General features: G+C 64.0%; 18 protein-coding genes and 3 pseudogenes. 4 read left to right on the top strand and 17 right to left on the bottom strand.

Annotation, left to right across the window (positions count from 1 at the left end; translation table 11 throughout):
- Positions 1-44: 44 nt before the first annotated feature.
- From PDMSB3_RS00745 to PDMSB3_RS00765, 5 genes are all read right to left on the bottom strand, one after another.
- Positions 45-230, bottom strand: a complete 186-nt coding sequence (locus tag PDMSB3_RS00745) for a hypothetical protein (RefSeq protein WP_007179669.1) — start codon at positions 228-230, stop codon at positions 45-47.
- A 268-nt stretch (positions 231-498) separates the two neighbouring features.
- Positions 499-1,701 carry an MFS transporter gene (locus PDMSB3_RS00750; RefSeq protein ID WP_035517754.1) on the bottom strand — a complete coding sequence of 401 codons (1,203 nt, stop codon included), beginning with the start codon at positions 1,699-1,701 and terminating at the stop codon, positions 499-501.
- Between the two features lie 193 nt (positions 1,702-1,894).
- On the bottom strand, positions 1,895-3,424 hold the full coding sequence (locus tag PDMSB3_RS00755; RefSeq protein ID WP_165184262.1) for an efflux transporter outer membrane subunit: 1,530 nt from the start codon (positions 3,422-3,424) through the stop codon (positions 1,895-1,897).
- Positions 3,421-4,824 carry an efflux RND transporter periplasmic adaptor subunit gene (locus PDMSB3_RS00760; RefSeq protein ID WP_165184264.1) on the bottom strand — a complete coding sequence of 468 codons (1,404 nt, stop codon included), beginning with the start codon at positions 4,822-4,824 and terminating at the stop codon, positions 3,421-3,423. The genes PDMSB3_RS00755 and PDMSB3_RS00760 overlap by 4 nt, the downstream gene beginning before the upstream one ends.
- A 112-nt stretch (positions 4,825-4,936) precedes the next feature.
- Positions 4,937-8,119: an efflux RND transporter permease subunit gene (locus tag PDMSB3_RS00765; protein WP_165184267.1), complete on the bottom strand. Its 3,183-nt coding sequence runs from the start codon at positions 8,117-8,119 to the stop codon at positions 4,937-4,939.
- A gap of 451 nt (positions 8,120-8,570) precedes the next feature.
- Here PDMSB3_RS00765 and PDMSB3_RS00770 point away from each other — a divergent pair, with 451 nt between their 5' ends.
- Positions 8,571-8,783, top strand: coding sequence for a hypothetical protein (locus tag PDMSB3_RS00770; RefSeq protein WP_007179664.1), 213 nt, complete (start codon positions 8,571-8,573; stop codon positions 8,781-8,783).
- Positions 8,784-8,887: 104 nt separating this feature from the next.
- On the top strand, positions 8,888-9,916 hold the full coding sequence (locus PDMSB3_RS00775; RefSeq protein WP_007179663.1) for a serine/threonine protein kinase: 1,029 nt from the start codon (positions 8,888-8,890) through the stop codon (positions 9,914-9,916).
- A gap of 37 nt (positions 9,917-9,953) precedes the next feature.
- Here the strand turns inward: PDMSB3_RS00775 and PDMSB3_RS00780 are convergent, their stop codons facing one another.
- Entirely contained in the window at positions 9,954-11,855 is a 1,902-nt protein-coding gene (locus PDMSB3_RS00780; protein ID WP_165184269.1) for a DUF3857 domain-containing transglutaminase family protein, read from the bottom strand.
- Between the two features lie 331 nt (positions 11,856-12,186).
- Between PDMSB3_RS00780 and PDMSB3_RS00785 the strand changes: the two genes are divergently transcribed.
- Positions 12,187-12,933 (top strand): PepSY-associated TM helix domain-containing protein, encoded by a 747-nt coding sequence (locus PDMSB3_RS00785; protein ID WP_007179661.1) that lies wholly within the window; start codon positions 12,187-12,189, stop codon positions 12,931-12,933.
- Positions 12,934-13,026: 93 nt separating this feature from the next.
- On the opposite strand, the gene PDMSB3_RS00790 is transcribed toward PDMSB3_RS00785, so the two are convergent.
- The 8 genes and pseudogenes from PDMSB3_RS00790 to PDMSB3_RS00825 all read right to left on the bottom strand — a co-directional run.
- Positions 13,027-14,049 carry an XdhC family protein gene (locus PDMSB3_RS00790; protein ID WP_165184272.1) on the bottom strand — a complete coding sequence of 341 codons (1,023 nt, stop codon included), beginning with the start codon at positions 14,047-14,049 and terminating at the stop codon, positions 13,027-13,029.
- Positions 14,022-14,630, bottom strand: a complete 609-nt coding sequence (locus PDMSB3_RS00795) for a CoxG family protein (protein WP_007179659.1) — start codon at positions 14,628-14,630, stop codon at positions 14,022-14,024. Before PDMSB3_RS00795 ends, PDMSB3_RS00790 begins: the two co-directional genes overlap by 28 nt.
- Entirely contained in the window at positions 14,621-16,000 is a 1,380-nt protein-coding gene (locus PDMSB3_RS00800; RefSeq protein ID WP_232064083.1) for a vWA domain-containing protein, read from the bottom strand. Before PDMSB3_RS00800 ends, PDMSB3_RS00795 begins: the two co-directional genes overlap by 10 nt.
- Positions 16,001-16,005: 5 nt before the next feature.
- Positions 16,006-16,893 (bottom strand): AAA family ATPase, encoded by an 888-nt coding sequence (locus PDMSB3_RS00805; protein ID WP_007179657.1) that lies wholly within the window; start codon positions 16,891-16,893, stop codon positions 16,006-16,008.
- A 124-nt stretch (positions 16,894-17,017) separates the two neighbouring features.
- On the bottom strand, positions 17,018-17,815 hold the full coding sequence (locus PDMSB3_RS00810; RefSeq protein ID WP_007179656.1) for an FAD binding domain-containing protein: 798 nt from the start codon (positions 17,813-17,815) through the stop codon (positions 17,018-17,020).
- A gap of 22 nt (positions 17,816-17,837) precedes the next feature.
- Entirely contained in the window at positions 17,838-20,219 is a 2,382-nt protein-coding gene (locus PDMSB3_RS00815) for a xanthine dehydrogenase family protein molybdopterin-binding subunit (protein WP_007179655.1), read from the bottom strand.
- A gap of 10 nt (positions 20,220-20,229) precedes the next feature.
- Positions 20,230-20,757, bottom strand: coding sequence for a (2Fe-2S)-binding protein (locus PDMSB3_RS00820; protein ID WP_007179654.1), 528 nt, complete (start codon positions 20,755-20,757; stop codon positions 20,230-20,232).
- Between the two features lie 264 nt (positions 20,758-21,021).
- A pseudogene (locus PDMSB3_RS00825) lies at positions 21,022-21,243 on the bottom strand (transposase); the annotation flags it as partial.
- A gap of 235 nt (positions 21,244-21,478) precedes the next feature.
- Between PDMSB3_RS00825 and PDMSB3_RS00830 the strand changes: the two are divergent.
- Positions 21,479-22,699 (top strand): annotated as a pseudogene (locus tag PDMSB3_RS00830) (IS110 family RNA-guided transposase); the annotation flags it as partial.
- A gap of 39 nt (positions 22,700-22,738) precedes the next feature.
- On the opposite strand, the pseudogene PDMSB3_RS00835 reads toward PDMSB3_RS00830, so the two are convergent.
- From PDMSB3_RS00835 to rqpR, 3 genes and pseudogenes are all read right to left on the bottom strand, one after another.
- Positions 22,739-23,801, bottom strand: a pseudogene (locus PDMSB3_RS00835) (IS256 family transposase); the annotation flags it as partial.
- Positions 23,802-23,924: 123 nt separating this feature from the next.
- Positions 23,925-25,316 carry an amino acid permease gene (locus tag PDMSB3_RS00840; RefSeq protein WP_165184274.1) on the bottom strand — a complete coding sequence of 464 codons (1,392 nt, stop codon included), beginning with the start codon at positions 25,314-25,316 and terminating at the stop codon, positions 23,925-23,927.
- A gap of 294 nt (positions 25,317-25,610) precedes the next feature.
- Entirely contained in the window at positions 25,611-26,267 is a 657-nt protein-coding gene (gene rqpR, locus PDMSB3_RS00845) for a response regulator transcription factor RqpR (RefSeq protein WP_007179651.1), read from the bottom strand.
- Between the last annotated feature and the right edge of the window lie 8 nt (positions 26,268-26,275).

The raw sequence follows: 26,275 nt of genomic DNA on the forward strand, positions 1-26,275 counted from the left end.
ACGCCATAGAAGCAGCAAAGCCGCCCACGGGCGGCTTTTTTCATCTAGACGAGCGCCGGCAAACCTTCCACCAGCACCACCGCGAACACCACGCCGATCAGCGCACCCAGCACGCGCAGCGCGTTGTGCCGGAATTCCGTCTTGCAGGGAAGCGCACCGACAAACAAAGCCCCGGCCAACGCCATCGGAATGACCAGGATGAAATCGCCGATCGTGAAGTAGGTCGTCATTCTCGTCTCCTTTATATTTCCGGCGAAGGCGGCGGCTCGATTTATGGAGTCATGCACCGCCCACGCTCGATTTGAGTATAGGAGACAGTCCGGTCGATATAACGACGCCTTGCGGCGTTGCAGCGGCTATTCGCAAGCCGCTGAACCCGGCAGCGCATGGGCCGCCGCGATTGCCGCGGCGCAGCAAATACGTCGAAAAAGATGAAGCGTTTGCTTACGCGGGCCTTACTTTCAGGCGTCATTCAATGCGCGTTGGGTCATCGAGCGATCATGCGCGAGGCTGCTCACGTCTGCGCAGACGCGCCGCCGCAACCAGGCCGATGACGAGCAACGCGCCGACCAGTCCGGCGACGCCGTTCCATCCGTAGCTCGTCCACATGTGGCCGCCATACGAGCCCACCACGCTCGAGCCGATGTAATACGCGAGCAGATAGAGCGCCGCGGCCTGACCTTTGGCATCTTTGGCGAGACGTCCGACCCAGCCGCTTGCCACCGAGTGTCCGGCGAAGAAGCCGAATGTCACGCACGCAATGCCGGCCGCAATCGCCGTCAGCGGATGCAGCATGGTGAGCGCGAGACCGAACGCCATCAACAGCAGGCTGGCGGTGAGCACGCGTGCGCGGCCGAAAGTATCGGCCATGCGTCCCGACCACGGCGAGGCCACCACACCCGTCAGATACACGACGAAGATCGCGCCGATTTCCGTCTGATCCAACCGGTACGGCGGCGCCAGCAACCGGTAGCCGATGTAGTTGTACAGCGTGACGAAGCTGCCCATCAGCACGAAGCCGAGCAGGAACAGCAGAGGCAGGCCGGGTCGAGTGAACTGCTTGAGCAGCGCGGTACGGTGATGCATGAAGCCGAGTCCACGCCGCGGCACGAAATGACGCGACGGCGGCAACAGCGCGCGAAACGCGAGCATGGACAGAAGGCCGAGCACGCCGATCGTCCCGATCGCCACGCGCCACGAAAACAGATCCGCGACGACGCCGGTAATCACGCGCCCGGCCATCCCTCCGATCGCCGTGCCGCCGACATAGAGTCCCATCGCGAGGCCAAGGCCGTCGGGGTGCACTTCTTCCGCGAGATAGGCCATCGCGACGGCGGGCACGCCACCGAGCGCGAGACCTTCGAGTGTGCGCAGCACGAGCAGTTGATGCCATTGCGGAGCGATCGACACGCCGATGGTTGCCAGCGCGGAAATGGTGAGCGACAGCGTCATCAGCTTGTGACGGCTCCAGCCTTCGGAGATGAAGCCGGCAACGAACACGGCAAGCGCGAGCGCGGCCGTGGTCAATGAGAGCGACAGGCTGCTTTGGGCCGGCGTCACGTTGAACGCTGTGGAAAACGACGGCAGCAGCGGCTGTACGCAATAAAGGAGCGAGAACGTGGCGTAGCCGGCGAACAGCAGCGCGATGCTGGCGCGCCAGTACGCGCGCGTGCCGCGTTCGAGGTAGGGGATGTCGGGCACGGCGGAAGCGGGTTGCAAAGGAGAAAAAGGGAGTTAAGGATACGCTGAAAAGAGGCGGAGCGGGTCGCTGGAGCGCGCTGCGAGCCGCGACCACGCCGGGACCACGGCGCCACCCCGACGCAACCACGACGCCACCACGACGCCACCAGGCGCCGTGCCCGGCGCCCTTTCGCTGCATCGACAACCCCCCCGGCTACCCACGCGCCGCGGCATCGCTCGCGGGTGTGGACGGATGCACGATCTGTTCATCCGTCGGCAGCGCGGACTCGTTCCAGCCGCCGCCCAGCGCCTTGATCAACGCCACGCTCGCGGCCATGCGACGTCGCGCGATCGACACGGCGTCGCGTTCGTTGGTGAGCGCGGTGGTTTGCGCGACCACCACGTCGAGATAGGTGATCGCGCCGTTCCTATAGCGGTCCGATACGACCGCCAGCGCACGTTGCGCGGCTCTCACCGCGTCGTCCTGGGCGCTCGCTTCCTGCTCGAGCACGCGCAGGGCGGCGAGATTGTCCTCGACCTGGCCGAAGGCGGTCAGCACGGTCTGCCGGTATTGCGCGACGCTTTCGTCGTAGTGCGCGCGGGCCTGTTCTTTGACGGAGGCGCGTCCGCCGAAGTCGAGCAGCGTTCCGGCCAACGTCGGCCCGAGCGACCACAGCCGGCTCGGCGCCAGCAACCATTGACTGTAGTTGGTCGCTTCGAGGCCACCCGTCACGGACAAAACGAGGTTCGGAAAAAACGCCGCCGTCGCCACGCCGATCTGCGCGTTCATCTCGGCGACGCGCCGTTCCGCCGCCGCAATGTCGGGGCGCCGTTCGAGCAACTCAGACGGCACGCCCGCCGCCGCGACGACCGGCACCGCCGCGAGCGGCGCAACCGGCAGCGCAAACGTGGAAGGCGGCTGGCCGATCAGAATCGCGATCGCGTGTTCGAGCTGCGCGCGCTGCACGCCGAGGTCGAGCGCTTGCGCCTGGGTGGTTTTCAACTGCGTCTGCGCCTGCGCGACATCGGCGTCCGTGGCGATGCCGCCGGCGTAGCGGTGCTGCGTCAGCTCCAGCGCTTGCCTGTAGGCCTCGATCGTGTCGTCGAGCAGTCGGCGCTCCTGATCGAGTCCGCGCAGCTCGAAGTAGTCGGTGGCGAGTTCGGCCTGCATCGACAGCAGCGCGGCTTGTGTGTCGGCGTCGCTTGCCTGCGCTTCGGCTTTCGCGCCTTCGACACTACGTGACACGCGGCCCCACAGGTCGGGTTCCCACGACGCGTCGGCTTGCACGAGGTAGTCGTTCAGCGTGAGACCCGCGGTCGATTTGTGCAGTACGTTCTCCGATGAACGGGCGCGCGAATAGGCACCGGTCGCGCTGACGAGCGGGAAGAAACTCGAACGATATTGCGCGACGGTGGCACGGGCGGCGCGAAAGCGCGCTTCGGCAGCCTGCACGTTCTGATTCGCGCTCGCGACCTGCTGTTCGAGAGCGTCGAGCGACGGGTCCGCGTAGACGCTCCACCACGCGCCGCGTGTGAACGTGTCGGCGGGTTGCGCGGGTTTCCAGCCGGTGCCGTCGAGTTCCTTGTAGGTTGCGGCGGTGGTCGCGGTCGGCTTCACGTAGTCGGGGCCGACGGTGCACGCGGTGAGTGCGCACGCGCCTGCGAGTGTCAAGGCGCACGCATGCAGCGAGACGCGCCGCAGCGGCCGCACGACGAAACGGCGACGGGATGCCGGCGCGTTCATGATGATGCCTTTACGGACAGCGACGCGGCGACATGCGTGGTTGGCGTGTCTGCCGCAACAGCGTTCGAGCCGCCCGCCACCCGATCATTGCCCGCGGCTGCGCCGCTGGCGCTTGCGGCACCGTCGCGGCTCGCCGCTGCGCCGGACGCGCCTGCCGCGCCCTCACCACCCGCCGCCGCGCCGGAAGCACCGGTCGCTCCTGACGCGCCCGTGGCAGTTCCCGCTTTCGCAGCCACGATCCGCACCGGCGCGCCGTCGATGATCGAGTCCTGCGGATTCAGGATCACCCGCTCATCGCCCTGCAGGCCGGATGCAATCGCGACACGCGTGCCGAAGTCCGTTCCCAGCGACACCGCGATCAGCTTTACCTTGTGCTGCGCGTCGACGGTCGCGACTTTCACGCCATCCGGGCGGAACAGCAGCGCGTTGCCAGGCAGCGTGAATGGCGCCGCGCCCGTGCCCAACTCGAAGTGCACTTGAGCATACGCGCCCGGCAGCAAATCGCCGTTACGGTTGTCGACGTCGACTTCCACCAGCATCGTGCGCTGTTGCGGATCGACGGCGCCCGCGGTGCGCGCCACGGTGCCCGGATAATGTCGGGACGGCGTCTCGGTCAGCGTCAGGAACGCGGCTTGCCGCGCGCGAACCTGCTGCGCGTAGGCCTGCGGTACGTTCACATAGACGCGCAGCCGATCCGCCTGCGCGACGTGAAACAGCTCCTTCGCAGGGCCGCCCGAACTGCCCGCGTCGATCAGCGCGCCGACATCGACATTGCGCGCGGTCACGATGCCGTCGAACGGCGCATACACTTTCTGGAACGACTGCGTTTTCTCGAGTCGCGCCACGTTGAAGCGTGCAGCGTCGAGCGTGGCTTTCTTTGCGAGCATGTCGCCGACCTTTTCGTCGGTTTCCTGCTTCGAGACCGATTTGCTTTTCAGCATGTCGGTCCAGCGCCCGGCGGTGCTCTTCGCAAGCGCATAGTTGGCGTCGGCGTTTGCGAGTTCGGCGCGGGCCGCGCGCAGTTGATCGTCCACTTCCGGCGTGTCGATCTCCGCCAGCAACTGGCCGTTTTTCACCCGCGCGCCGATGTCCGCGTACCACTTCTTCAGATAGCCGTTGGTGCGCGCGTAAATCGGCGTGTCGAGAAACGCCTGCACGTTGCCGGGCAGCACGAGATCGAGCCCGGCCGTCGATTTCTGCGGCCGCACGACTTCGACGCTGGTCTGGCTGGTGTGCTCGGCATCGCGTTCGAGCGCCGCGTGCGCGTCGTGACGCGACCAGATACCTTGTGCCGCAAGCGCGATGACCACCACGGCGACCGCGACGGCGATCCAGCGTGCGCGCTTTGCCTTCGCCGGATCGCGCGTGGTGCCGGAACTGTCTGGACGTTGTCCTTCCATCAAACTTCCCGTGCAAAAATGGTTGCTGTGAAGATGCTCGGGCAGTCGAAGCTGCCTCTCGTGCTGCCTGCTATTGCCGCTGTTGCCGACACGATCGCCGCGGCGCTGCACATCATGGCTTCTGCACCACGTGCTCGGCTGCACGCAGGCGTCGTGCCGCGAGTCGCCGGTAGATCATCGAAAACACCACCGGCACGAAGATCAGCGTTGCCAGCGTGCCGATCGTCAGACCGCCGATCACCGCGCGCCCGAGCGGCGCATTCTGCTCGCCGCCTTCGCCGAGACCGATCGCCATCGGCACCATGCCGATCACCATCGCGAGCGCTGTCATCAATACCGGACGAAAGCGCGTGAAGCCCGCTTCGATCGCCGCGCGGGCCGCGTCGCCGTGTTCGAGCAACTGCTCGCGCGCAAAGCTGATCACGAGAATCGAGTTGGCGGTGGCAATGCCTATACACATGATCGCACCCGTGAGCGCAGGAATCGACAGCGTGGTGTGCGTGAGAAACAGCATCCATACGATACCGGCGAGCGCGCCCGGCAGCGCGGTGATGATGATGAACGGATCGAGCCACGACTGGAAATTCACCACGATCAGCAGATACACCAACAGAATCGCGAACACCAGACCGGCGAACAGGCCGGAGAACGAATCGTTCATGGTCTGCACCTGGCCGCGCACTTCGATAGTCGAGCTTTTGGGCAGATCGGCCTTGGCGTCGTCGATGATCTTGCGGATGTCGTCGGACACGCCGCCGAGATCGCGGCCGTCGGCGGTGCCGAAAATATCGATGGTGGTCTGCGCGTTGTAGTGGGTGAGCGTGGCGTTGCCTGCTTCGCGCTTCATGATGGCGAGCGAACCGAGAATATTGCTGCGGCCGTTCGCGTTCAGCGGAATGTTCGCGAGCGATTGCAGTGAATCGATCGTGTATTGCGGGGCTTCCGTGATCACGTTGTAGCTCACGCCGTTGCGCGGATTGAGCCAGAACGTCGGCGTGGTTTGCTGGCTGCCCGATAGCGTGATCAGCAGATTGCTCGCAATGTCGCGTTGCGAGAAGCCGGCTTGCTGCGCACGCGTGCGGTCCACGTCGATAAAGATACGCGGCAGATCGGCGGGCTGCTGGATGCGTGCGTCGACGAGACCGGGCACCGTGCGCAGACGGTTCAGCAACTTCGCGGCGAATGCGCGATTGCCGGCCACTTCACGGCCCACGATCTGAATGTCGATCGGCGACGGCATGCCGAAGTTGAGCGTTTGACTGACGATATCCGCGGGCAGGAAGGCGAACTGCACGCCGGGGAATTCGTCGGTGAGCGTACGCCGCAGCGTGCGCACGTAGTCCGCGCTCGGATGATGGTCGGGATTGAGCGTGATCAGCACGTCGGCGTCCGAGGTGCCGATCGTGCCGGTGTTGCTGTACGAGAGGTTGATACCCGAGACCGGCAAGCCGATGTTGTCGATGATCGAATGCAGCTCGCCCGCCGGTATCAACTGACGGATACGTGTGTCGACGCGATCGGTGACGACCGCGGTCTCCTCCACCCGCATGCCGGTTTTCGCGCGCAGATGCAGCGCGATCGTGCCGGCGTCCACAGCCGGGAAAAAGTCGCGGCCGAGAAACGGCATCAGCAACATCGAGGCGCCGCAGCAAACAAGAAACAGCGTCACGAACAGGCCCGGCCGCGCGACGCGCGCTTCGAGAAACACGCGATAGCGCTCGCGCAAACGCGCGAAGCCGCCTTCGAATGCGTAGTGCGCGCGCATGAACGGATTGCGCGTTTGCGCCGGGGTGTGATGCAGGTCCGCGGGTTTATGGTGATAGCGCAGCAGGTATTTCGCGAGCGTCGGCACGAGCGTGCGCGAGAAGAAATACGACGCCAGCATGGCGAACACCACCGCCTCGGCCAGCGGAATGAACAGATAGTGCGCGACGCCCGTGAGCAGAAACATCGGCACGAAGACGATGCAGATGGACAAGGTCGACACCAGCGTCGGAATCGCAATCTGATGCGCGCCGTCGAGAATCGCCTGTTCGAGCGTCTTGCCCTGTTCGAGTTGATGGCTGATGTTTTCGATCGCCACCGTCGCATCGTCCACCAGAATGCCGACCGCGAGCGCAAGCCCGCCGAGTGTCATGATGTTGATGGTTTCGCCGAGCAGGGAGAGCGCGATGATCGAGGTGATCATCGACAGCGGAATCGACACGGCGATGATCAGCGTGGCGCGCCAGTTGCCGAGGAACAGCAGAATCATCAGGCCGGTCAGGCAGGCAGCGATCAGCGCCTCGCGCAGCACGCCTTGCACGGAAGCGCGCACGAACAGCGACTGGTCGGCAACGGGGTCGATATTCAGAGAGGCGGGCACGAGATTGCGCAACGTCGGCATCAACGTCTTGATGCGATCGACGATTTCGAGCGTGGACGTATTGCCGCTCTTGTTGATGGTCAGGAGCGCCGCGCGCTGGCCGTTCACGCGCACGATATTGGTTTGCGGCTGGAAACCGTCGCGTACATGAGCGACGTCGCGAATATAAACGGTGCCGTTAGCCGTGGATCGGATCGGAATATTGTTCAGGCCTGCCAGCGAATCCGGGCTGCCGTTCATTTCCACCGAGTATTCCGTTGAACCGATTTTGGCGGTACCGGAAGGCAGGATCAGATTCTGTGCGGTGACCGCGTTGACCACGTCCAGCGGCGAAAGATTGCGCTCCTGCAATTTGCGCGAATCGATATCGACCATGATCTGCCGTTGTTTGCCGCCGTACGGCAGCGGCGCGGAAGCGCCCGGCACGGTGGCGAGCTGGGTCTTCAGGAAGTTGTTGCCGAAGTCGTATAGCTCCTGCTCGGTGAGCGACGCGGACGACAGCGCGAGCCGCAGAATCGGCACCGTCGAAGCGTTGTAGCGCAGGATATTCGGCGGCGTGATGCCGGGCGGCAGCGAGCGCAATTGCGTTTGTGACAGCGCGGTGACTTCGGCGAGCGCCTCGTCGATATTCGCGTGCGGCTGGAAAAAGATCTTGATCACCGCGATGCCGTTCAGCGAGGTCGACTCGGTGTGCTCGATATCGTTGACTGCCACCGAGAGCCCGCGCTCGTAATTCAGCACGATGCGTTTTTCCATCTCGTCGGCGGGCAGGCCGTTGTACGACCAGATCACCGAGAGCACTGGAATGTCGATATTGGGGAAGATGTCGGTCGGCGTGCGCAGGATCGTCAAAGGTCCGACGATCAGCAATAGCAGCGCCAGGACGACGAACGTATACGGGCGCCGTAGCGCAAGACGAACGATCCACATGACTAGTTCAACCGCTCAAAGCCGTGCGAAGAGATGTCGCGCGCGTGCCACGCATGCCGGACACAATGCGCGTAACGGCCGCCGCAGCGGCGCGAGCAGGCCGGCCCAGCGGTCGGATCGAGCAAATGGTCTGGTTGGTGCACGTTTTTGATATCTCACCCCGGCAGGGTTTATGATGACCTTATTGCGACGCGTTACGCTCCGAATCATCGGTCCGCCGCGCCGTAATGGGAATAGGGCGAAACGACGGGTAAAGAATGTTGAGTCTGCAGCCTCGAGTTCGCGCTTTCCCCGGCCCCGCAAAACGGGAACAGTGACTCGAACCTCTCACGCGTATCACGCGCAGCAGATTGGGTGCGTACGCAACGTTATCGGCGGAGCGACGCTTTTATCATCACCTTGACCGGCAAGGAAATCATAAAGCCGGCTATGGGAGAAACGGGGAAACATCATGCAAATCGGTTCCATTGTCCGATCGGTGCATATCGCCGTGCCGCAAGGCGCGCGCGGGATCGTCATGCGCATTCTCGGCGACATGGCAATGGTGGCGTGGTATGCCGGCGAGCCCGGCGCTTCGCTGCAACTGAACACTGAACCCTTTTTCCTTGAAGACCTGATCGATACGGGCGAGTTGGTGCGACCGTCGAGCGCGCAGATGCATTGAAGGCCGTTCGAGTGCAAGCCGTGTGCGAGTTGTAAGCCGCGGGTTGCGCCGCGTTGTGCGTTGTCGCCCTCGTCTTTGACGCCGGCGCGGCGCACAATGCGGGCATGAACGACGACATCCTCGATCCACAGGACCGCGCGGACAGCGCTGTGCCTTTCGCCCGGCTCAAGCCGGAAATCGTGCTCGACGCGCTCGACGGCGTGCTCGGCACAGTCGGCGTGCGCACCGACGGCCGCATGCTGCCGCTCAACAGCTACGAGAACCGCGTGTACCAGGTCGGCGTGGAAGATGGTCCGCCGGTGGTCGCGAAGTTCTATCGACCCGAGCGCTGGAGCGACGCCGCGATTCTCGAAGAACATGCTTTCGTTGCCGATCTCGCTTCCCGCGAAATTCCAGCGGTGCCTGCGCTCACTTTCGAAGGCCGCACGCTGCATAGCTTCGACGGCTTTCGCTTCTCGATCTTCGAGCGTCGCGGCGGCCGCGCGCCGGATCTCGACCGGCCCGACACGCTGGAATGGCTCGGGCGTTTCATCGGCCGCATCCATGCGGTTGGTCAGACGCAGAATTACGTCGAACGTCCTACTCTGGATATTCATACCTTCGGCTACGAGCCGCGCGACTTCCTGCTCTCTCACCGTTTTGTGCCGGACGACGTGCGCACCGCATGGGAAACCGTGGTCAATCTCGCGCTCGAAGGCGTGGAACGTGCGTACGAGCGGGCCGGCGATATCCGCATGTTGCGAATGCATGGCGACTGTCATCCGAGCAACGTGTTGTGGACAGACGCAGGGCCGCATTTCGTCGACTTCGACGACAGCCGCATGGGACCGGCGGTGCAGGATTTGTGGCTGTTGCTGCCGGGCGAGCGCGTAGAAGCGTCACGCGCGCTGGCGGATCTGCTCGCCGGTTACGAAGACTTCTGCGACTTCGAGCCGCGCGAACTTTATCTGGTCGAAGCATTGCGCACGCTGCGGCTGATTCACTATCAGGCGTGGCTCGCGCGTCGCTGGGACGACCCGGCGTTTCCCGCAGCGTTTCCGTGGTTCAACACGCAGCGTTACTGGGAAGACCGCATCCTCGAATTACGCGAGCAGATCGGCGCGATGCAGGAAGGGCCGCTCTGGCCCGTTTGAGCGCATCCCCGGCGAAGGCATGCGCTTTCGCCGGCGCTCACGGCGCCTGCGAAGCAACACTCGATGACTCCACTAGCGTCGATCTGACAATCACTTCCGCACGCACGTCGCGCCCGATGGCTTCGATCGCGGGGCGCATCTGCTCGAAGTCGTCGGGTGTGCAGACGTCGCTATCGAAATGCGTGGCGCCGTCGCGCGTCATCGTGACCACGTTGCTGTGCGGATCGAACGTGTACTGCGACTGGAAATCGACAAGGCGGTCCTGGGTCCGCTTCGCCTCCGGCATGTCGAGCACGCGAAAATTGGCGGGCAACTCGATGCGCGCGCGTTCATGCAGCGCCTGGTTGCGACAGATGAACGGCTGCGTGCGCTGTCGCTCGCCAAGCCAGTAACGCGTATCCGCCTCGAAGCCGCCGGCCAGACTCGTCAGCGCCGGAATCGACGCCGCCGCGCCGGGCACCACGAGACTTTCCAGCGTGCCTTTCATCGTGATGGTGAGCGGGCCGTCGGCCACGGTGAGGTCATTCGTGGTGAGCGTAGCGGTGCCGCGCAGGTTGGCGCCGCGCAATTCCGCCTGAATCGAATCCTCGCGCTGTGCGGGTGTTTGCGTGCGTAACATGGCGCGCGTCTGTTCGGCGGAAGCGCCGGCCGCCTCCAGCCGATACGTGAAGCTTGCCGAGCCATCCGGTTCGACCTTGATCGACAGGTCGGTGCTGCGCGTCAGGAGCGCGGTGGCGGGCGTGCGCGAGAGCATACCCTCGCCGACGAGCACGGTCGGCCGGTTCATGTCGGAGGGCGGCAGAAAACCGAATTCGACATTCGATGCGGTCGAATCGGCGTATTGCTGCAAATCCGGCAGCCACGTGATGATGTGATTGATGACGCCGTAACCCGGCACGCTCGGCAGCGTGTAGATCGTGCCGCTGCTGATCAAGGCCGGCTCGTTGCGCACGCCGGCCGCGTCGAGCAACGCGCCGTAAAGCGCGACGTGATCCTTGCAATCGCCGTAGCGGTTCGCGAGGACTGCGCTCGCGCTGTGCGGCACCACCGCGCCGCGTCCGACGTTGATAGCCACGTAGCGCACATTGCGGCGTACCCAGTCGTACAGCGTTTTGGCTTTGTCGCGCGGCGTGTGGTCGCGCGCGGTGAGCTGTTGCGCGAGACGCGTGACGGCGGCATCGTGCGCGCTCGGGTCCGCTGCGGATTCCCGGTAGGTCGCGGCGAACGCGGCATAGTCCGGGAAGGTCGAGACCATCAGCCGGTCGCCATACGACACGTACGCAACCGAGCCGCGCTCCAGGCGGCTGAAATGCGCCTTGTCGTAGCGATATTCGTAGCGCGTGCGGCCGTCGCGCGTTATGGGCTGCGCGACGGTGAAGCCGCGCGCATCGGCATAAAGCGGCTTACCGGCGGGCAGATCGTAGATCAGGCAGAAGTTGTGCGTGGGCGCGAGATCGGGCGGCGTGAAGTCGCTGAATTCGCCCGGCACGATCGGCTGCTTCTGCGTCTTGCGATAGGTGAGATGCACGCGCGCGCCCGGCTCCACGGCGGGAAACACGATCACCTTTTCCTGAATGTCCTGAAACATCGGCGCGTCGAACGAGCGGGCTTCCTGGACGTCGCGGATCTGCTCGGGCTGCACGTCGTGACGTACGCCGTCGGCAGTGATCGTGTAGGCCTCGATGATCTGCACGTCCGCCATGTTGCGGTTGAACCAGACATATTGCTGCGCGACCCGCGCGACGCCTGCTTCGTTGTTCACAAGCAGTGTCATCGAATCGAGCTTCGAATAGGAGCCGTCCGCGTTGACGGTGAAGGTCTGCGTCTCGCCTTCGTTGGTATAGGGATCGTCCAGTCTGGCCGCGACGCCCGCCCCCGCGCCGTGGATGCCGGCAAGCCAGCCGAAGGAGGCAAGACAGACCAGGGAAGAAAGGCGCATGGCAGGCTGGTGTCCGAACTGAACGTTGGCGGGATCGCCAGCTAGAGTCGGGGCGCGCCGCGCCGATGTCAAGCGGATGCCGCGCGTTGTGATTGAGTAAATCGCTTAATTATGTAATGATATCCATTCTCAATTGAAAGGCGTCGCCAGCTTTCTGTCACATTCTCCTCCTCTGTGACCGCCAGCCAGCCTCTCAGCCGGACGGCCCGGACCGCAAGCCGGGTTGTCCGGCACTCCCTTTTCGATACTTCCCTCGACCACTGCCGGGTGAGCATGCGCTTTGTCGCCGCGTGACGGCGATGGATCGACTTGCTGCGCCTGGAGCCCGGATTTGAATGCGCCTGACTCGATCGACATCGACATGAAACCCGCCGCCGGTCACGGCACGCAATACACGGCTCACACGCCGGAACGCGGCCAAAATCTGATGGACGACGCCGAACAGGCGGCGCGGCGTCAGCGCTCGCGGCGCGCGAATTTCATCAAGTGGCTGCGCAAGGTGCACGGCTGGGTCGGCCTGTGGGGCGCGGTGCTGGGCTTGCTGTTCGGTGTGACCGGGTTTCTGCTGAACCACCGCGGCGGCCCGCTGAAGGTCTCGTCGGGCGAGCCGCAAGTCGAGCAAATGCAGATTCCCGTTCCGCAACAGCCGCTGCGTTCGCCGATGGAGATGGCGAAGTGGCTCAAAGCCGAGTTGAAAATAGACGGCAAGCCGGGCAGGACGAAGCGCGAGCCGGCACATCCGGTGGCGTGGGGCGATCGCAGCACGATGCAGCCGGAATTCTGGCAGGTCGGCATCATGGGACCGTCGCAGAGCGTGCAGGCCGAATACTGGGTGGGCAACGGCTTCGTCGCGGTGAAACGCACGCAGAACTCGTTTCTTTCGACGATGAACAACCTGCACAAAGGCGTGGGACTGAGCGTCGGCTGGGTGTTGCTGATCGATACGATCGCCGGCAGCATGATTCTGCTTTCGCTGACCGGCGTTCTGCTGTGGACCGAGTTGAACAGGCGCCGCGTGGTGGGCGTCGTGCTGGTGGGCGGGTCGGTGATCGCTGCCGTGGTTTGCGGCTTGATGTGAGCGGATTGTTGCGCCGCGCTGAGTTGCTCTGACTCTGCGGTGCTCTGCGTCGCGGCGGCTGAGAACAGCGCGCCGCGCGCAGGCAGATTTCCGTTAAACGCTACACGCCGTTCCGCCCGAAGCGGCAATTTCCCGCGCAGCCTTGGCGCCTTCGACCTGAAGCAAGGTCGGCAGGGACACACCGTTCTTGGCCGCCGTCACTTCGGCAAGAATCGAAACCGCGATCTCCGGCGGCGTTCTGCTGCCGATATAAATGCCGACCGGTCCGTGCAGGCGGCCCAACTCCGTATCGTTCAGATCGAACTCCTTGAGGCGCTCGCGCCGCGCCTGATTGTTTCGTCGCGAACCCAACGCGCCGACGTAAAACGCGGGCGTTTTCAACGCTTCCATCAGCGCGAGATCGTCGAGCTTCGGGTCGTGCGTCAGGGCGATCACCGCGCAGCGCTCGTCGAGCTTCATCTCGATCACCGTGTCGTCGGGCATGGTGCGCACGATCTTCGTGCCGGGAATGTTCCACTCCTCGGTGTATTCCTCGCGCGGATCGCACACAGTGACCTGATAGTCGAGCCCAACCGCGATATGGCACAGATAGCGCGACAACTGCCCCGCGCCGATCACCAGCATGCGGTAGCGCGGGCCGTGAATCGTCAGCAGACGAGCGCCGTCGAAATGCACGCCGTCCGTTGCCTGCGCGCTTTCCAGCCGCGCCGCGCCGGTTGCCATATTCACTTCGCGGGCCACGAGGCGCCCGTTCTCCACCGCGCCGCACAGGTCGGCGATGCCGCTGTGCAGCGTCAGCGGTTCCAGCACCAGCTGGATCGTGCCGCCGCACGGCAGGCCGAAGCGATGCGCTTCTTCCGCGGTGATGCCGTATTTGACCGCTTCGGGCAGCGTCTGCTCGATACCCCGTTGCCGCACGCGGTCGATCAGATCGTCTTCGATGCAGCCGCCCGACACCGAGCCCACCACGAGCCCATCGTCGCGCACTGCGAGCATTGCGCCCTCGGGACGCGGCGACGAGCCCCATGTCTTCACCACCGTTACCAGTAGCGCGCGATGTCCCTCTTCCAGCCAACGTGCGCTGGACTTCAGGACTTCGAGATCCACGCTGTCCATGATTTCTTCCTTTTCGTTGCGTCGCCGCCGGATTCACCGTCCGCAGCGTCAGTCGATGCTGTATTGTGCGGCACCGTTTGATCGGCTGCATTTTCCTTGGCGTCCGGGGCCGCCGCGCCATCACCGTTACCGTCACCCGAGCCGCCCAGCCGGGCGCCGAAGCGCTTGAAGAATTCGCCTGCGATTTTACGCGCCGCGCCGTCAACGAGCCGCGAGCCGATCTGCGCGAGCTTGCCGCCGACCTGCGCATGCGCCGTATAGCTGAGCTTCGTGGCGGCCTCGCCATCGGCTTCGAGCGAAACGTGCGCGTTGCCCTTGGCGAACCCTGCCGCGCCGCCCTGGCCTTCGAACACGATGCTGTACGAGTTGGGCGCCTCGATGTCGATGAGTTGCATGCGTCCCTTGAAACGCGCCTTGACCGGGCCGACCGCGGCGCTCAGTGCCACCAGATAGGCGTTCTCGCCGTCCGGATCGATGCTTTCGCAGCCGGGAATGCAGGCGCGCAGCATTTCCGTGTCGTTCAGCGCGTCCCACGCGGTTTGCTGCGAAACGGGTAGCACATGGGTTTCGGTCAATTCCATGAAGTCGCTCCTACGGCCCTCGCGCCGACGCTGCGAAGAGGCGCGCGCGTGAGTTGCGCGAGGTCGCGGCCGAACGCCGTCAGGCTGTCCAGATTATGAACCGGCCGATGCGCATCGACATACGGCAGGATGGCCTGCACGCCGCGCGCCTTCGGAGAAAAACCGCTGAAACGCAGCAGCGGATTGAGCCACACGATACGGTGAGCGAAGCGGTGCAGACGAGCCATCTCGGCGTCGAGCACGTCGATCGCTTCGTGATCGAGGCCATCAGTGACGAGCAGCACCGTGGCACGTCCGGTGAGCACCCGCCGTGCCCAGCGGCGGTTGAATTCGGCGAGCGCCGCGCCGATCCGCGTGCCGCCGGACCAGTCGACCACCTGCTCGGTGAGCGTCGCAATCGCCACGTCGGGATCGCGCTCGCGCAGCGCGCGTGTCGCGTTGGTGAGGCGCGTGCCGAACAGAAACACCTGCAGGCGTTCGCGCGACTGCAGCAGCGCATGGCAGAAATACAGCACCGCGCGCGAATAGCTGCTCATCGAGCCGGAAATGTCGAGCAGCAGCACGAGCGGCGGTTTGCGTTCGACCACCGCGCGATACTTCCACACTGTCCAGTCGCCGCCCGCACGCACGGCGTGGCGGGCACTCGCGCGCAGGTCCGCATGCGTGCCGTGGGAAGCGGCTTTCAGGCGGCGCGTCGGCTCGGTTGCGAGCGGCAGACGCTGGCCGCGAATCAGATGACGCAAGGTGCGCCACTCATCGGCGGAAAGGGTATCGAAATCGCGATGACGCAGGCGTTCTTCCGCGCTGAAGGTGACGTGCGCATGCAGTTCGTGCTGCTCGGTTTCCTGCGGCGCCCTGTTATGCGCTGACCGCGGCGCGCGCACGGCCAGCGCGTCGGCGAGACGGTTGTTGCGTTTGGGCGGCGGCAGGCCGTCGCGAACCTTCGGTAGAAGCAGCGCGCGCAGCTTGCCTTCCCAATTGGGATCGCGCCAGAACAGGTCGAATGCGGCGTTGAACAGATCGCGCTCGTTGGGCGCTGAAACCAGCGACGCCGCGAGCGCGGCGCGCACGTCGTCGCGGCGGCCCAGATCGATCCAGTGCAGCGCGGCGAGCGCATCGACGGCTTGCGCGGGCGACATCGGCAAGCCGGCGCCGCGCAGCAGGCGGACAAAATGGATCACGTTGCGGGCGAGCGTTGGCGTGCCGTCGAGCGAGGTGGCTGCGGTTTTGCCCGATGAGGACGACGCCACGACTCGTTGGCCAGGCTGACCAATGTGTGAGCGGTCGCCAGGAGTGTCGCTATTGCCGGCGTCGAGCCGTGAGCTCTGGCCCGAGGCGCCGTCGTTGCCGGCGTGAATGGAGTTCGTCATGCTGGCTATCCAGGCGCCGCAAGACAGTGCGCGATCTGCGCGGCGTCGACACGCGCCAGATCGTCCTGATATTTGAGCAGCACGCCGAGCGTGTTGTGCACGGATTGCGGGTCGAGCTCCGTCACCGACAAGGCTTCCAGCGCGCGGCACCAGTCGATCGTTTCGGCAATGCCGGGCGCCTTGAACAGATCCATGCCGCGCAGCCGGTGGACGAAATCCACCGCGCGCCGCTGCAATTCCGCCGACGTTTGCGGCGCGCGAGCGGCAACGATCTCCAGCTCGCGATCACGTTCCGGATAGCCAATCCATTGATACAGGCAACGGCGCTTCAACGCGTCGTGCACTTCGCGCGTGCGGTTCGAAGTCATCACGACGAGCGGCGGTTGCTCCGCGCGGACCGTGCCATATTCGGGAATCGATACCTGGAAGTCCGAAAGCAGTTCCAGCAGAAAGGCTTCGAACGGTTCGTCGGCGCGATCTATCTCGTCGATCAGCAACACGCGCCGTGCGCCGGGATGATTTTCATCCGGCATCAGCGCTTGCAGCAGCGGGCGCTTCAGCAGGAATTCGCCGCGATACAAGGTGTCGTTGTCGGGATGCTCGCCGGCGGCTTCGGCAAGACGCAGCGCCATGATCTGGCGCGGATAGTCCCATTCGTAGAGCGCGCTCGCCGTGTCGAGGCCTTCGTAACATTGCAGCCGCAACATCGAGGTGCCGAGCATGCCCGCCGCTGCCTTGGCCAGCTCGGTCTTGCCGACACCCGGCTCGCCTTCGACGAACAGCGGCCGTTCCATGCGCAGCGCGAGATAGAGTGCGGTTGCCAGCTCACGGCTAGCGAAATAGCGCTGGGCGGCGAGTTGGGCGAGGGTGTCGTCGATTGAAGCGGGCTGCATGGTGGTCCTGAATCTGCGCAATGAAGCGAAGCCAATGAGGCGACGCGTCAGTGGCGCCCGTGAGCGAATGCGGCTGAAGTGCCCGCGCGAGCACGGGCACTTCAGCCGCGAACAGCGGGGAAAGCTAAGCGTTCGCCTTCGTCACCGCGCGCGCGGCCAGTACCGGAATCAGATGCGCGCGATATTCGGCGCTCGCGTGCATGTCGGTGTTCAGGTCGGCGGCCGACACCGTCACCGCGCGTGCGGCTTCGGGCGTGAAGTTCGCCGACAACGCGCTTTCCAGTTCCGGCACACGAAACACCGACGCCGCCGCGCCCGTCACCGCGACGCGCACGCCACTCGCAAACTTCGCGACGAACACGCCGACCAACGCGAAGTGCGAAGCGGGATTGCGGAATTTCTCGTACGCCGCGCGCTCGGGCACCGGAAACTCCACGGCGACGATCAACTCGTCGGGCGCCAACGCCGTCTCATACATGCCGACGAAGAAGTCGCTCGACGTAATGCGCCGCCGGTCGGTCACGATAGTCGCGTCCAGCGCCATCGCCGCGGCCGGATAACAGGCGGCCGGGTCGTTGTTGGCAAGCGAGCCGCCGATCGTGCCGAGCGCGCGCACCTGGCGATCGCCGATATGCGCGGCGAGATCCGCGAGCGCTGGCGATACGCGCCGCAGTTCCGCGTGATCCGCGACGTCCGCATGACACACGGCGGCGCCAATCGTCACCGTTTTTCCGTCGACGGTGATCGACTTGAGCGCGGGAATGCGCGTTACGTCGATCAGTTGCGACGGCTGCGCGAGACGCAGCCGCATGGTGGGCAGCAGGCTTTGGCCGCCCGCCAGAAACTTCGCGTCGCTGTCGGTGGTGAGAAGGGCGGCGGCCGCTTTGGGATCCGTCGCGCGTTGATACTCGAATGAATACATGTCGAATGCTCCGCTCAGGATCTCAATGGGCTTGCTTGGCGGCGTGGATCGCGGACCACACGCGATGCGGCGTCGCCGGCATTTGCAGGTCGGTCACGCCGAGCGGCACGAGCGCGTCGAGGATCGCGTTGATCACCGCCGGCGGCGAGCCGATCGCGCCCGCTTCGCCGCAGCCTTTCACACCGAGCGGATTGTGCGTGCACGGCGTGCCCTTCGCGGTTTCGACGGTGAAGTCCGGCAAGTCGGACGCATGCGGCATCGCGTAATCCATATACGAGCCGGACAGCAACTGGCCGCTCTCGTTGTCGTACACGCAGCGCTCCAGCATCGCCTGGCCGATGCCCTGAGCGAGCCCGCCATGCACCTGGCCTTCGACGATCATCGGATTGATCACGTTGCCGAAATCGTCGACCGCGGTGAACTGCTGGATCCGGCACACGCCCGTTTCCGGATCGACTTCGATCTCGCAGATGTACGCGCCGGAAGGATAGGTGAAGTTGGTCGGATCGTAGAACGCGCTTTCTTCGAGGCCGGGTTCGAGCACGTCGAGCGGATAGTTGTGCGGCACGTATGCAGCGAGCGAAATCTCGGCAAACGCCTTGGTGCGATCGGTGCCCGCGACGCGGAATACGCCGTCCTTGAACTCGATGTCTTCCGCCGCGGCTTCGAGCAGGTGGGCGGCGATCTTCTTCGCCTTGGTTTCGATCTTGTCGAGCGCTTTCATGATCGCCGAGCCGCCGACCGCGATCGAGCGCGAGCCATACGTGCCCATGCCGAATGGAATGCGGCCGGTGTCGCCGTGGACGATCTCGACGCTTTCCAGTGAGATGCCGAGCCGGTCGGCCACCACTTGCGCAAAGGTCGTTTCGTGTCCCTGGCCGTGACTATGCGAGCCCGTGAACACGGTGACCGAGCCGGTGGGATGCACGCGAATCTGACCGACTTCGAACAGGCCGGCCCGCGCGCCCAGCGCGCCCGCGATATTCGAAGGTGCGAGACCGCAGGCTTCGATGTAGCACGAATAGCCAAGGCCGCGCAGTTTGCCGTTCTTTTCGGATTCCTGTTTGCGCGCCGCGAAGCCTTTGACGTCCGCGAGTTCGAGCGAGCGGGCGAGGAGGGTATCGTAATCGCCGGTGTCGTAGGTGAGGCCGACCGGCGTCGCGTACGGAAACTCGTGGATGAAATTGCGGCGGCGAATCTCTGCCGGGTCGAGCTTCATCTCACGCGCGGCGGTTTCCACCAGCCGCTCCACCACGTACGTCGCTTCGGGGCGGCCCGCGCCGCGATAGGCATCGACGGGAACGGTGTTGGTGAAGACCGCTTTCACTTCCGCGTAGATCGCGGGCGTGGCGTACTGGCCGGCGAGCAGCGTGGCATACAGAATGGTCGGCACGCTCGACGCGAACGTGGACAGATACGCGCCCATGTTGGCGGTCGTGTGGATGCGCATGCCGAGGAATTTGCCGTCCGCGTCCATGGCCAGTTCGGCCTTGGTCACGTGATCGCGGCCATGCGCGTCCGAGACGAACGCTTCCGAGCGCTCGGCCGTCCACTTGACCGGACGGCGGATTTTCTTCGACGCCCAGGTCAGCGCGACGTCTTCGGCGTACAGGAAAATCTTCGATCCGAAGCCGCCGCCGACGTCCGGCGCGATCACGCGCAGTTTCGATTCTGGCAGCGACAGCACGAATGCCGCCATCAGCAGGCGCTCCACATGCGGATTCTGGTTCGCGACGTAGAGCGTGTAGCTGTCGTCCTGCACCGAATAGCTCGCGTTGACCGCGCGCGGTTCGATCGCATTCGGAATCAGCCGGTTGTTGACGATGTCGAGCGTGGTGACGTGCGCGGCTTTGGCGAAGGCGGCGTCGGTGGCGGCTTTGTCGCCGTGGCCCCAGTTGTAGCAGATGTTGTCGGGCACTTCGTCGTGCACGGCGGGCTGGCCGGCGTCGGCTGCATGCGCGGTGTCCACGACGGCCGGCAGCACGTCGTAGTCGACTTCGATCAATTCGGCGGCGTCTTTGGCGGCCTTGATCGAATCGGCGATCACGAGCGCGACCTGGTCGCCGACGTGACGCACTTTCGTATGCGCGATGACCGGATGCGGCGGCTCGTTCATCGGCTTACCGTCCGTGCTGTGGATCAGCCAGCCGCACGGCAGGCCGCCGACGTTGTCAGCGGCCATGTCCGTGCCGGTGAAGATCGCCACTACGCCGGGCGACTGCTTGGCCGCGGCAGTGTCGATGCTGTTGATCTTCGCGTGCGCGTACGGCGAGCGCAGAAATACCGCGTAGGTTTGCTGGGGCAGGACGATGTCGTCGGTGTACTGGCCATTGCCGGTCAGGAACCGATAGTCTTCCTTACGTTCGACGGAGGCGCCGATCAGGTGAGTTTCGGGTGCGTTCATCGTCGGCTCCTCAGGCGGTGGCCGGTGCGGTGGCCTGCGCGGTGGCATTGTCGGCGGCGTTGGCGGCGGCGGACTTCATGCTTTCGGCGCCTTCGAGCACTGCTTTGACGATGTTGTGATAGCCCGTACAGCGGCACAGATTGCCGTCGAGCTGGGCGCGTACGTCATCGCCGGTGAGATCCGGCTGGCGCTGGACGAGCGAGACCGCGCTCATCACCATGCCGGGCGTACAGAAGCCGCATTGCAGGCCGTGGCAATGTTTGAAGGCTGCCTGCATGGGATGCAGTGTGCCGTCTTTGGCGAGCCCTTCGATGGTGGTGATTTTCGCGCCGTCCGCCTGCACCGCGAGGATGTTGCAGGATTTGATCGCGCGTCCGTTCAGATGGACCGTGCACGCGCCGCATTGGGCCGTATCGCAGCCGATGTGTGTGCCGGTGAGACGCAACTGATCCCGAAGGAACTGGACTAGCAGGGTGCCAGGATCGATTGAGGCGCTGATGGGCGCGCCGTTCACCGTCAGACTGATGCTGATCGCCATGAAGTTGTCTCCTTATGGGGTGAGACCGGACCTTTTGCGGTTGGTGTTTGCCTTCGGCTGCCTGTTTTTTTGCGGTCCGATTGGGGTGTTGCGGGTTTTCTTATAGGGCTGCCGAAAAGTAAAGCACAAATTGGGCTGGGGCGCTATGAGGGGTTTTTTTTTGACTGCTGGGTGGTTGGGTTGTTGGCCTTTCCTTGGGAGTGTCTGAATTTTTGTGTGCAAGGCAGATAAAAGCCTGCCGTCTGGCAGGTCGTCAATTGCATTCTACAAATGAATCCTGGTGAAGCGATCCTCGTAGAGGATCGCGAACTGGTTCATCGCGGCCTTCCAGTCGTGAGCCGCCCGGCTCCAGTCAGCCGTGATATTACGTAACGCCAGCCACAGCAATTTGGTCGCGGCCTCGTCCGTCGGGAAGTGGCCACGTGTCTTGACGATCTTGCGTAGCTGGGCATTTACACTTTCAATGGCATTCGTAACCGGCATGATATAGCCGGTGCCTCACGGTCCCGCGCCGTGCATTTCTGGCGTATGGTGTGACCATCCGGGACAAGGGGCACCGGGGAGCACTTCGGGTGGGCAGGCCGTTGTTATACGATGAGCCGCGAGCTCGTGTTAGTAGTTGGCCGCCCCTGCGACCCGCCCGGTTGCGCTGCGAGCGCGAATCCGTAGTTGTCGTGCTGTCCCACCGGCTCCCAACATTCATCTGAATGGGAGAACGGTTATGCGAATCGTAGGACTGGATGTTTCGCGCTCCGTGGCCGAGATCGCGTATCTGGAGGACGGCGTGCTGCATGCTGGTGGCCGTGCCGGGCTCAGACGCGACGAACTGGAGCGCTTTGCCGCAAGCCTGCGCAGCACCGATCATGTGGTGCTCGAAGCGACGGGCAATACCGCCGCCATCGTCAACGTACTGCGCCCTCGCGTCGCGCGTGTCGCAATTGCGAATCCACTGCTGGTACGGCTCATCGCCGAGGCACGCGTCAAGACGGACAGGATTGATGCGGCAGTGCTGGCCCAACTGTACGCAAGCCATTTCCTGCCGGAAGTCTGGATGCCCGACGAGAGCACCCTGGCGCTACGCCGACAGGTCTCGCGCCGGTCACAACTCGTGCGGCAACGCACGAGGCTGAAGAACGAAGTTCATGCGGTGCTGGCTGCGCATCTGATCGAGCGGTGCCCCGCTACTGATCTGTTCGGCAGGAAGGGACGCGTATGGCTCACGGCCCAACCGCTGCCGATGGACGAGCGTCTGGGCGTCGAGCAACGCTTGCGGGAGCTGGACCGTCTTGGGGAGGATCTGCACGAGGTCGACAAGGCCCTGGCGCAAGCCAGTATCGGCGACGAGCGGTTGCGCAGGCTGCTGACCATCACCGGCGTCAATGCCACTGTGGCAATCGGCCTGCTGTCGGCAATCGGCGCCGTTGAACGGTTTCCCAATCCGGAGAAGCTGGTGAGCTACTTCGGGCTGAACCCGTCGGTCTATCAGTCGGGCCCAACGCCCGCCAGGCACGGTCACATCACCAAGCGGGGACGTTCGTACGCGCGAGGATTGCTCGTCGAGGCAGCCTGGGGCGCAGCACAGGCGCCCGGCCCTCTGCGCGCTTTCTTCCTGCGCGTACGCGACCGTCGCGGCCAGCAGGTCGCCATTGTCGCGACGGCACGCAAACTGGCGGTCATCGTGTGGTACGTGCTCACGCGCAATGAGCCGTTCGCCTGGGATCGTCCAGCCCTGACCGCACACAAGCTGCGCGCCCTGGAGTTGCAGTCCGGCATGCCGGCACAACATGGCTCGCGCAAAGGATCGGCTGCCGCTTACAGCCTGAAGAGCGTACGCGACCAGGAACGGGCCATAGCCGAGCAGGCCGAGCGCACCTATCAACGCCTGTTCTCACGATGGAAGCAGACGCGTCCCAACAAACGCGAGGTACCACTGGTGTGGCCGGGAACGCCGACCTCATATAAATATCAAGCAGGGGCTTGTCGATTTCATCCGTGGTGTAAATCACTTTGCGTACCGCAGGGGGAAACGCGAAGAACGGGATGACGCGATCCCAGGCGCGGCGCCAGGCCCCCACCACCGTCGGGAATCGCTTGCCCCACTCGCCCTGCTCGAACGCGTCCAGTTCGGCCTGGGCAGCCTCAGCGCTGGCCGCCGTATAAATCGGTTTGATGGCCGCAGCCAGCCCCCTTCGATCCTTCCAGCTCGCGTAGTCCAGCGAGTTGCGGATCAGGTGCACGATGCAAGTCTGCAGGGTGGTGGCCGGAAACACCGCACCCAGCGCCTCAGGCATACCCTTCAGTCCATCGGTGACCGCGATCAGGATGTCCTGCACGCCACGCACCTTCAGGTCGCTGAACACCTTCATCCAGAATTTCGCGCCTTCCGTGTTCTCGATCCACAGTCCCAGGATGTCCCGCGTGCCGTCCGGCAGGATGCCCAGCGCCAGATAGATCGCCTTGTTGCGTACCAGTCCTTCCTCGCGGATCTTGACCCGCAGCGCGTCGAAGAACACCACTGGATACATCGGCTCGAGCGGGCGTGCCTGCCAGGCCATCACCTCGTCCATCACGGCGTCAGTTACCGAGCTGATGAACTCCGGCGACACCTCGGTGCCGTACTGCTCGGCCAGAAACCCCTGGATCTCGCGCACCGTCATGCCGCGGGCGTACATCGCGATGATCTTGTCGTCAAAGCCCGTGAAGCGCCGCTCGTGCTTCGGAATCAGGATCGGAGCAAAGCTACCGTCGCGGTCGCGCGGAATCTCCAGCCGTAGCGGGCCGTCGTCGGTCAGCACCGTCTTGCCGCTCTTGCCGTTGCGCTGGTTGGTCGCGTCTTCGGGTCGCACGGCGCCTGCCGGATACCCCAGATGATGACCGAGCTCGGCACCCAGTGCCCGCTCGATCAATGCCTTCTTGAACGCGGCTGATGCGGCGTGCACCGCCTCGGCCGTCATTGGACCCTTCACGAACTGGTCAATCAGTTCCTTCGGAATGGACGGCAACGCCGTCTGGGCCTCCGTGGCCGTCTTGGGTTTGCGTGGCATACATGCTCCTTAAGCTACATGTTATGCCTTCACACAAAATCTATGACAGGCCCTTGAATTCAAGGAAAGGCCAACAACCCAACACAACAACCCACCCACAAACGCCAAGCAGACAAACCCCCATCACTTGCTCAACTTGGAATGCCTCCGCGAATACCCAAAATAAATAACCATCCCAACGAGCAACCAAACCACAAACGCCACCCACGTAACAGCCTGAAGATTAATCATCAGGAAAAGGCAAGAACCGACCGCCAACACCGGCACAACCGGCACTCCAGGACACCGAAACGCCCGCGGCAACTCGGGATGCGTCTTCCGCAAAACGAGAACCGCAATCGACACCATCGAAAACGCGGCCAACGTGCCGATATTGATCAGCTCAGCCAACACATTCAACGGCACCAGCGCCCCGATCAACCCAAAGAAAATCCCCACGAGCCACGTAGTAAAAAACGGCGTAGCAAACCGCGGATGCACCCGCGAAAGCCGCGCCGGCAACAACCCATCGCGCGACATGGCGAAAATCACCCGAGTCTGGCCATAAGCCATCACCAGAATCACCGTCAACATACCCAGCACGGCGCCGAGGTCGATAAAACCCGCAACCCACTTTTGACCCGCAACCTGCAACGCATACGACACCGGGTGCGAAATATTCGCAAACTGCGCCGACGGCACGATGCCGGTGACGACGGCGGCCACCGCCACGTACAACACCGCGCAAACGCCCAGCGACGCAATGATCCCGATCGGCAGATCGCGCTTCGGATCCTTCACCTCTTCCGCTGCGGACGACACGGAGTCGAAACCGATGAACGCGAAGAACATCACCGCCGCCGCGCCGAACACGCCGTTCCAGCCGTTCGGCATGAACGGATGCCAGTTGGCCGGCGTCACGTGAAAGACGCCCACGCCGATGACCAGCAACACCACGACCACCTTGATCGCGACCATGATGTTGTTGATCCGCGCCGACTCGCGCACGCCGAACGACAACAGCGCGGTGATCGCCATCATCACGAGGAACGCGGGCAGGTTGAAGAGCGTGTCGTGGCCAGGCAACGCGCCCGGCGCCGCCGTCAACGCAACCGGCAAGGACACGCCGAAGCCCGATAGCAACGATTGCAGATAGCCCGACCAGCCCACCGAGACAGCGGAGGTAGCGAGTCCGTATTCGAGCATCAAGTCCCAGCCGATAATCCAGGCGGCGAGTTCGCCGAGCGTCGCATACGAATACGTGTAGATCGATCCCGCCACCGGAATCGTCGAGGCAAATTCTGCGTAGGCGAGCGCGGCGAAGCCGCAGGCGATCGCCGCGATCAGGAACGAGATCATCAGCGCCGGCCCGGCCTGCACGGCGCCCGTGCCGGTCAGCACGAAAATGCCGGTGCCGATAATGGCGCCGACCCCGAGGAAGGTCAGATCGAGCGCGCCGAGCGCCTTCTTCAAACCGGCGTTCTGAGCACTTGCGGCGATCATGTGCTCGACGCTCTTCTTGCGAAACAGGGACATTGGCGGGGGTCTCCAGTAGTGCACGCGTGTTGCGCGCCGAATGTCGGGGAAACCCACGATTTTAGCGGATCGGTACTCTGCACCGTTCTGGAGCGTGCTTTTTACGGCATAGGCGCGGGGCTGAAAATCCCGGCGGATGAGATTCGGAGGGGAGGTTCGTCCGCTGCGCGGCCAATCGCAGCAAGGGTTTCGCGCGACGCGCAGGCGCTCGGGAGGGAATCGCTCTCTTGCAAGCTGGCTATGCCGGATGCGAGTTTTTCAGCACACACAGAGCAGCGCCAGCGGTGAGAGCGGTCAGCCCGCCATCGCGGGATTCAGATCGACGAGCCGATTGCTCATCACGTAGAACGTCAGTTCGGCGTTGTTGCGCAGCTTCATCTTCTCGAGCAGACGGGTGCGGTACACGCTGACCGTTTTCACCGACAGTGAGAGCGCTACGGCGATATCCGTCAGCCGCTTGCCCGACGCGAGCATGCACAGCGTCTGATATTCGCGGTCGGAGAGCTTTTCGTGCGGCATCTGCTCGCCGTCGAAGGATACGTAGTCCGCGAGCGCCTCGGCCATCGCCGGGCTCACGTATTTGCGGCCTGCCGCGACCTGCTGGATCGCGCCGATCATCTGCGCGGTGTCGACGGTTTTCGACAGATAGCCGGCGGCGCCCGCTTTCAGCGCGCGCACGGCGTACTGGTCCTCGCGGTACATCGAAAACATCAGCACGGCTACGCGCGGCGCCTTGCGCTTCAGACGCTTGAGAACTTCGACACCGTTCATGTCGGGCAGCGAAATGTCCAGCAGCACCACGTCATAGCTGAACCGGGCGACGGCGTCGAGCGCTTCGGCGCCGCTTTGCGCTTCGGTCACTTCGCGCGCCACGCCGCGGTCGAGCAGCAACTGACGGACGCCCTGGCGAACCACCGCGTGATCGTCGACGAGCAGAATGCGCAGGCTCATGAAGTCGT

It is taken from the genome of Paraburkholderia dioscoreae, from assembly GCF_902459535.1.
In the GTDB taxonomy this organism is placed as follows: Bacteria; Pseudomonadota; Gammaproteobacteria; order Burkholderiales; family Burkholderiaceae; genus Paraburkholderia; species Paraburkholderia dioscoreae.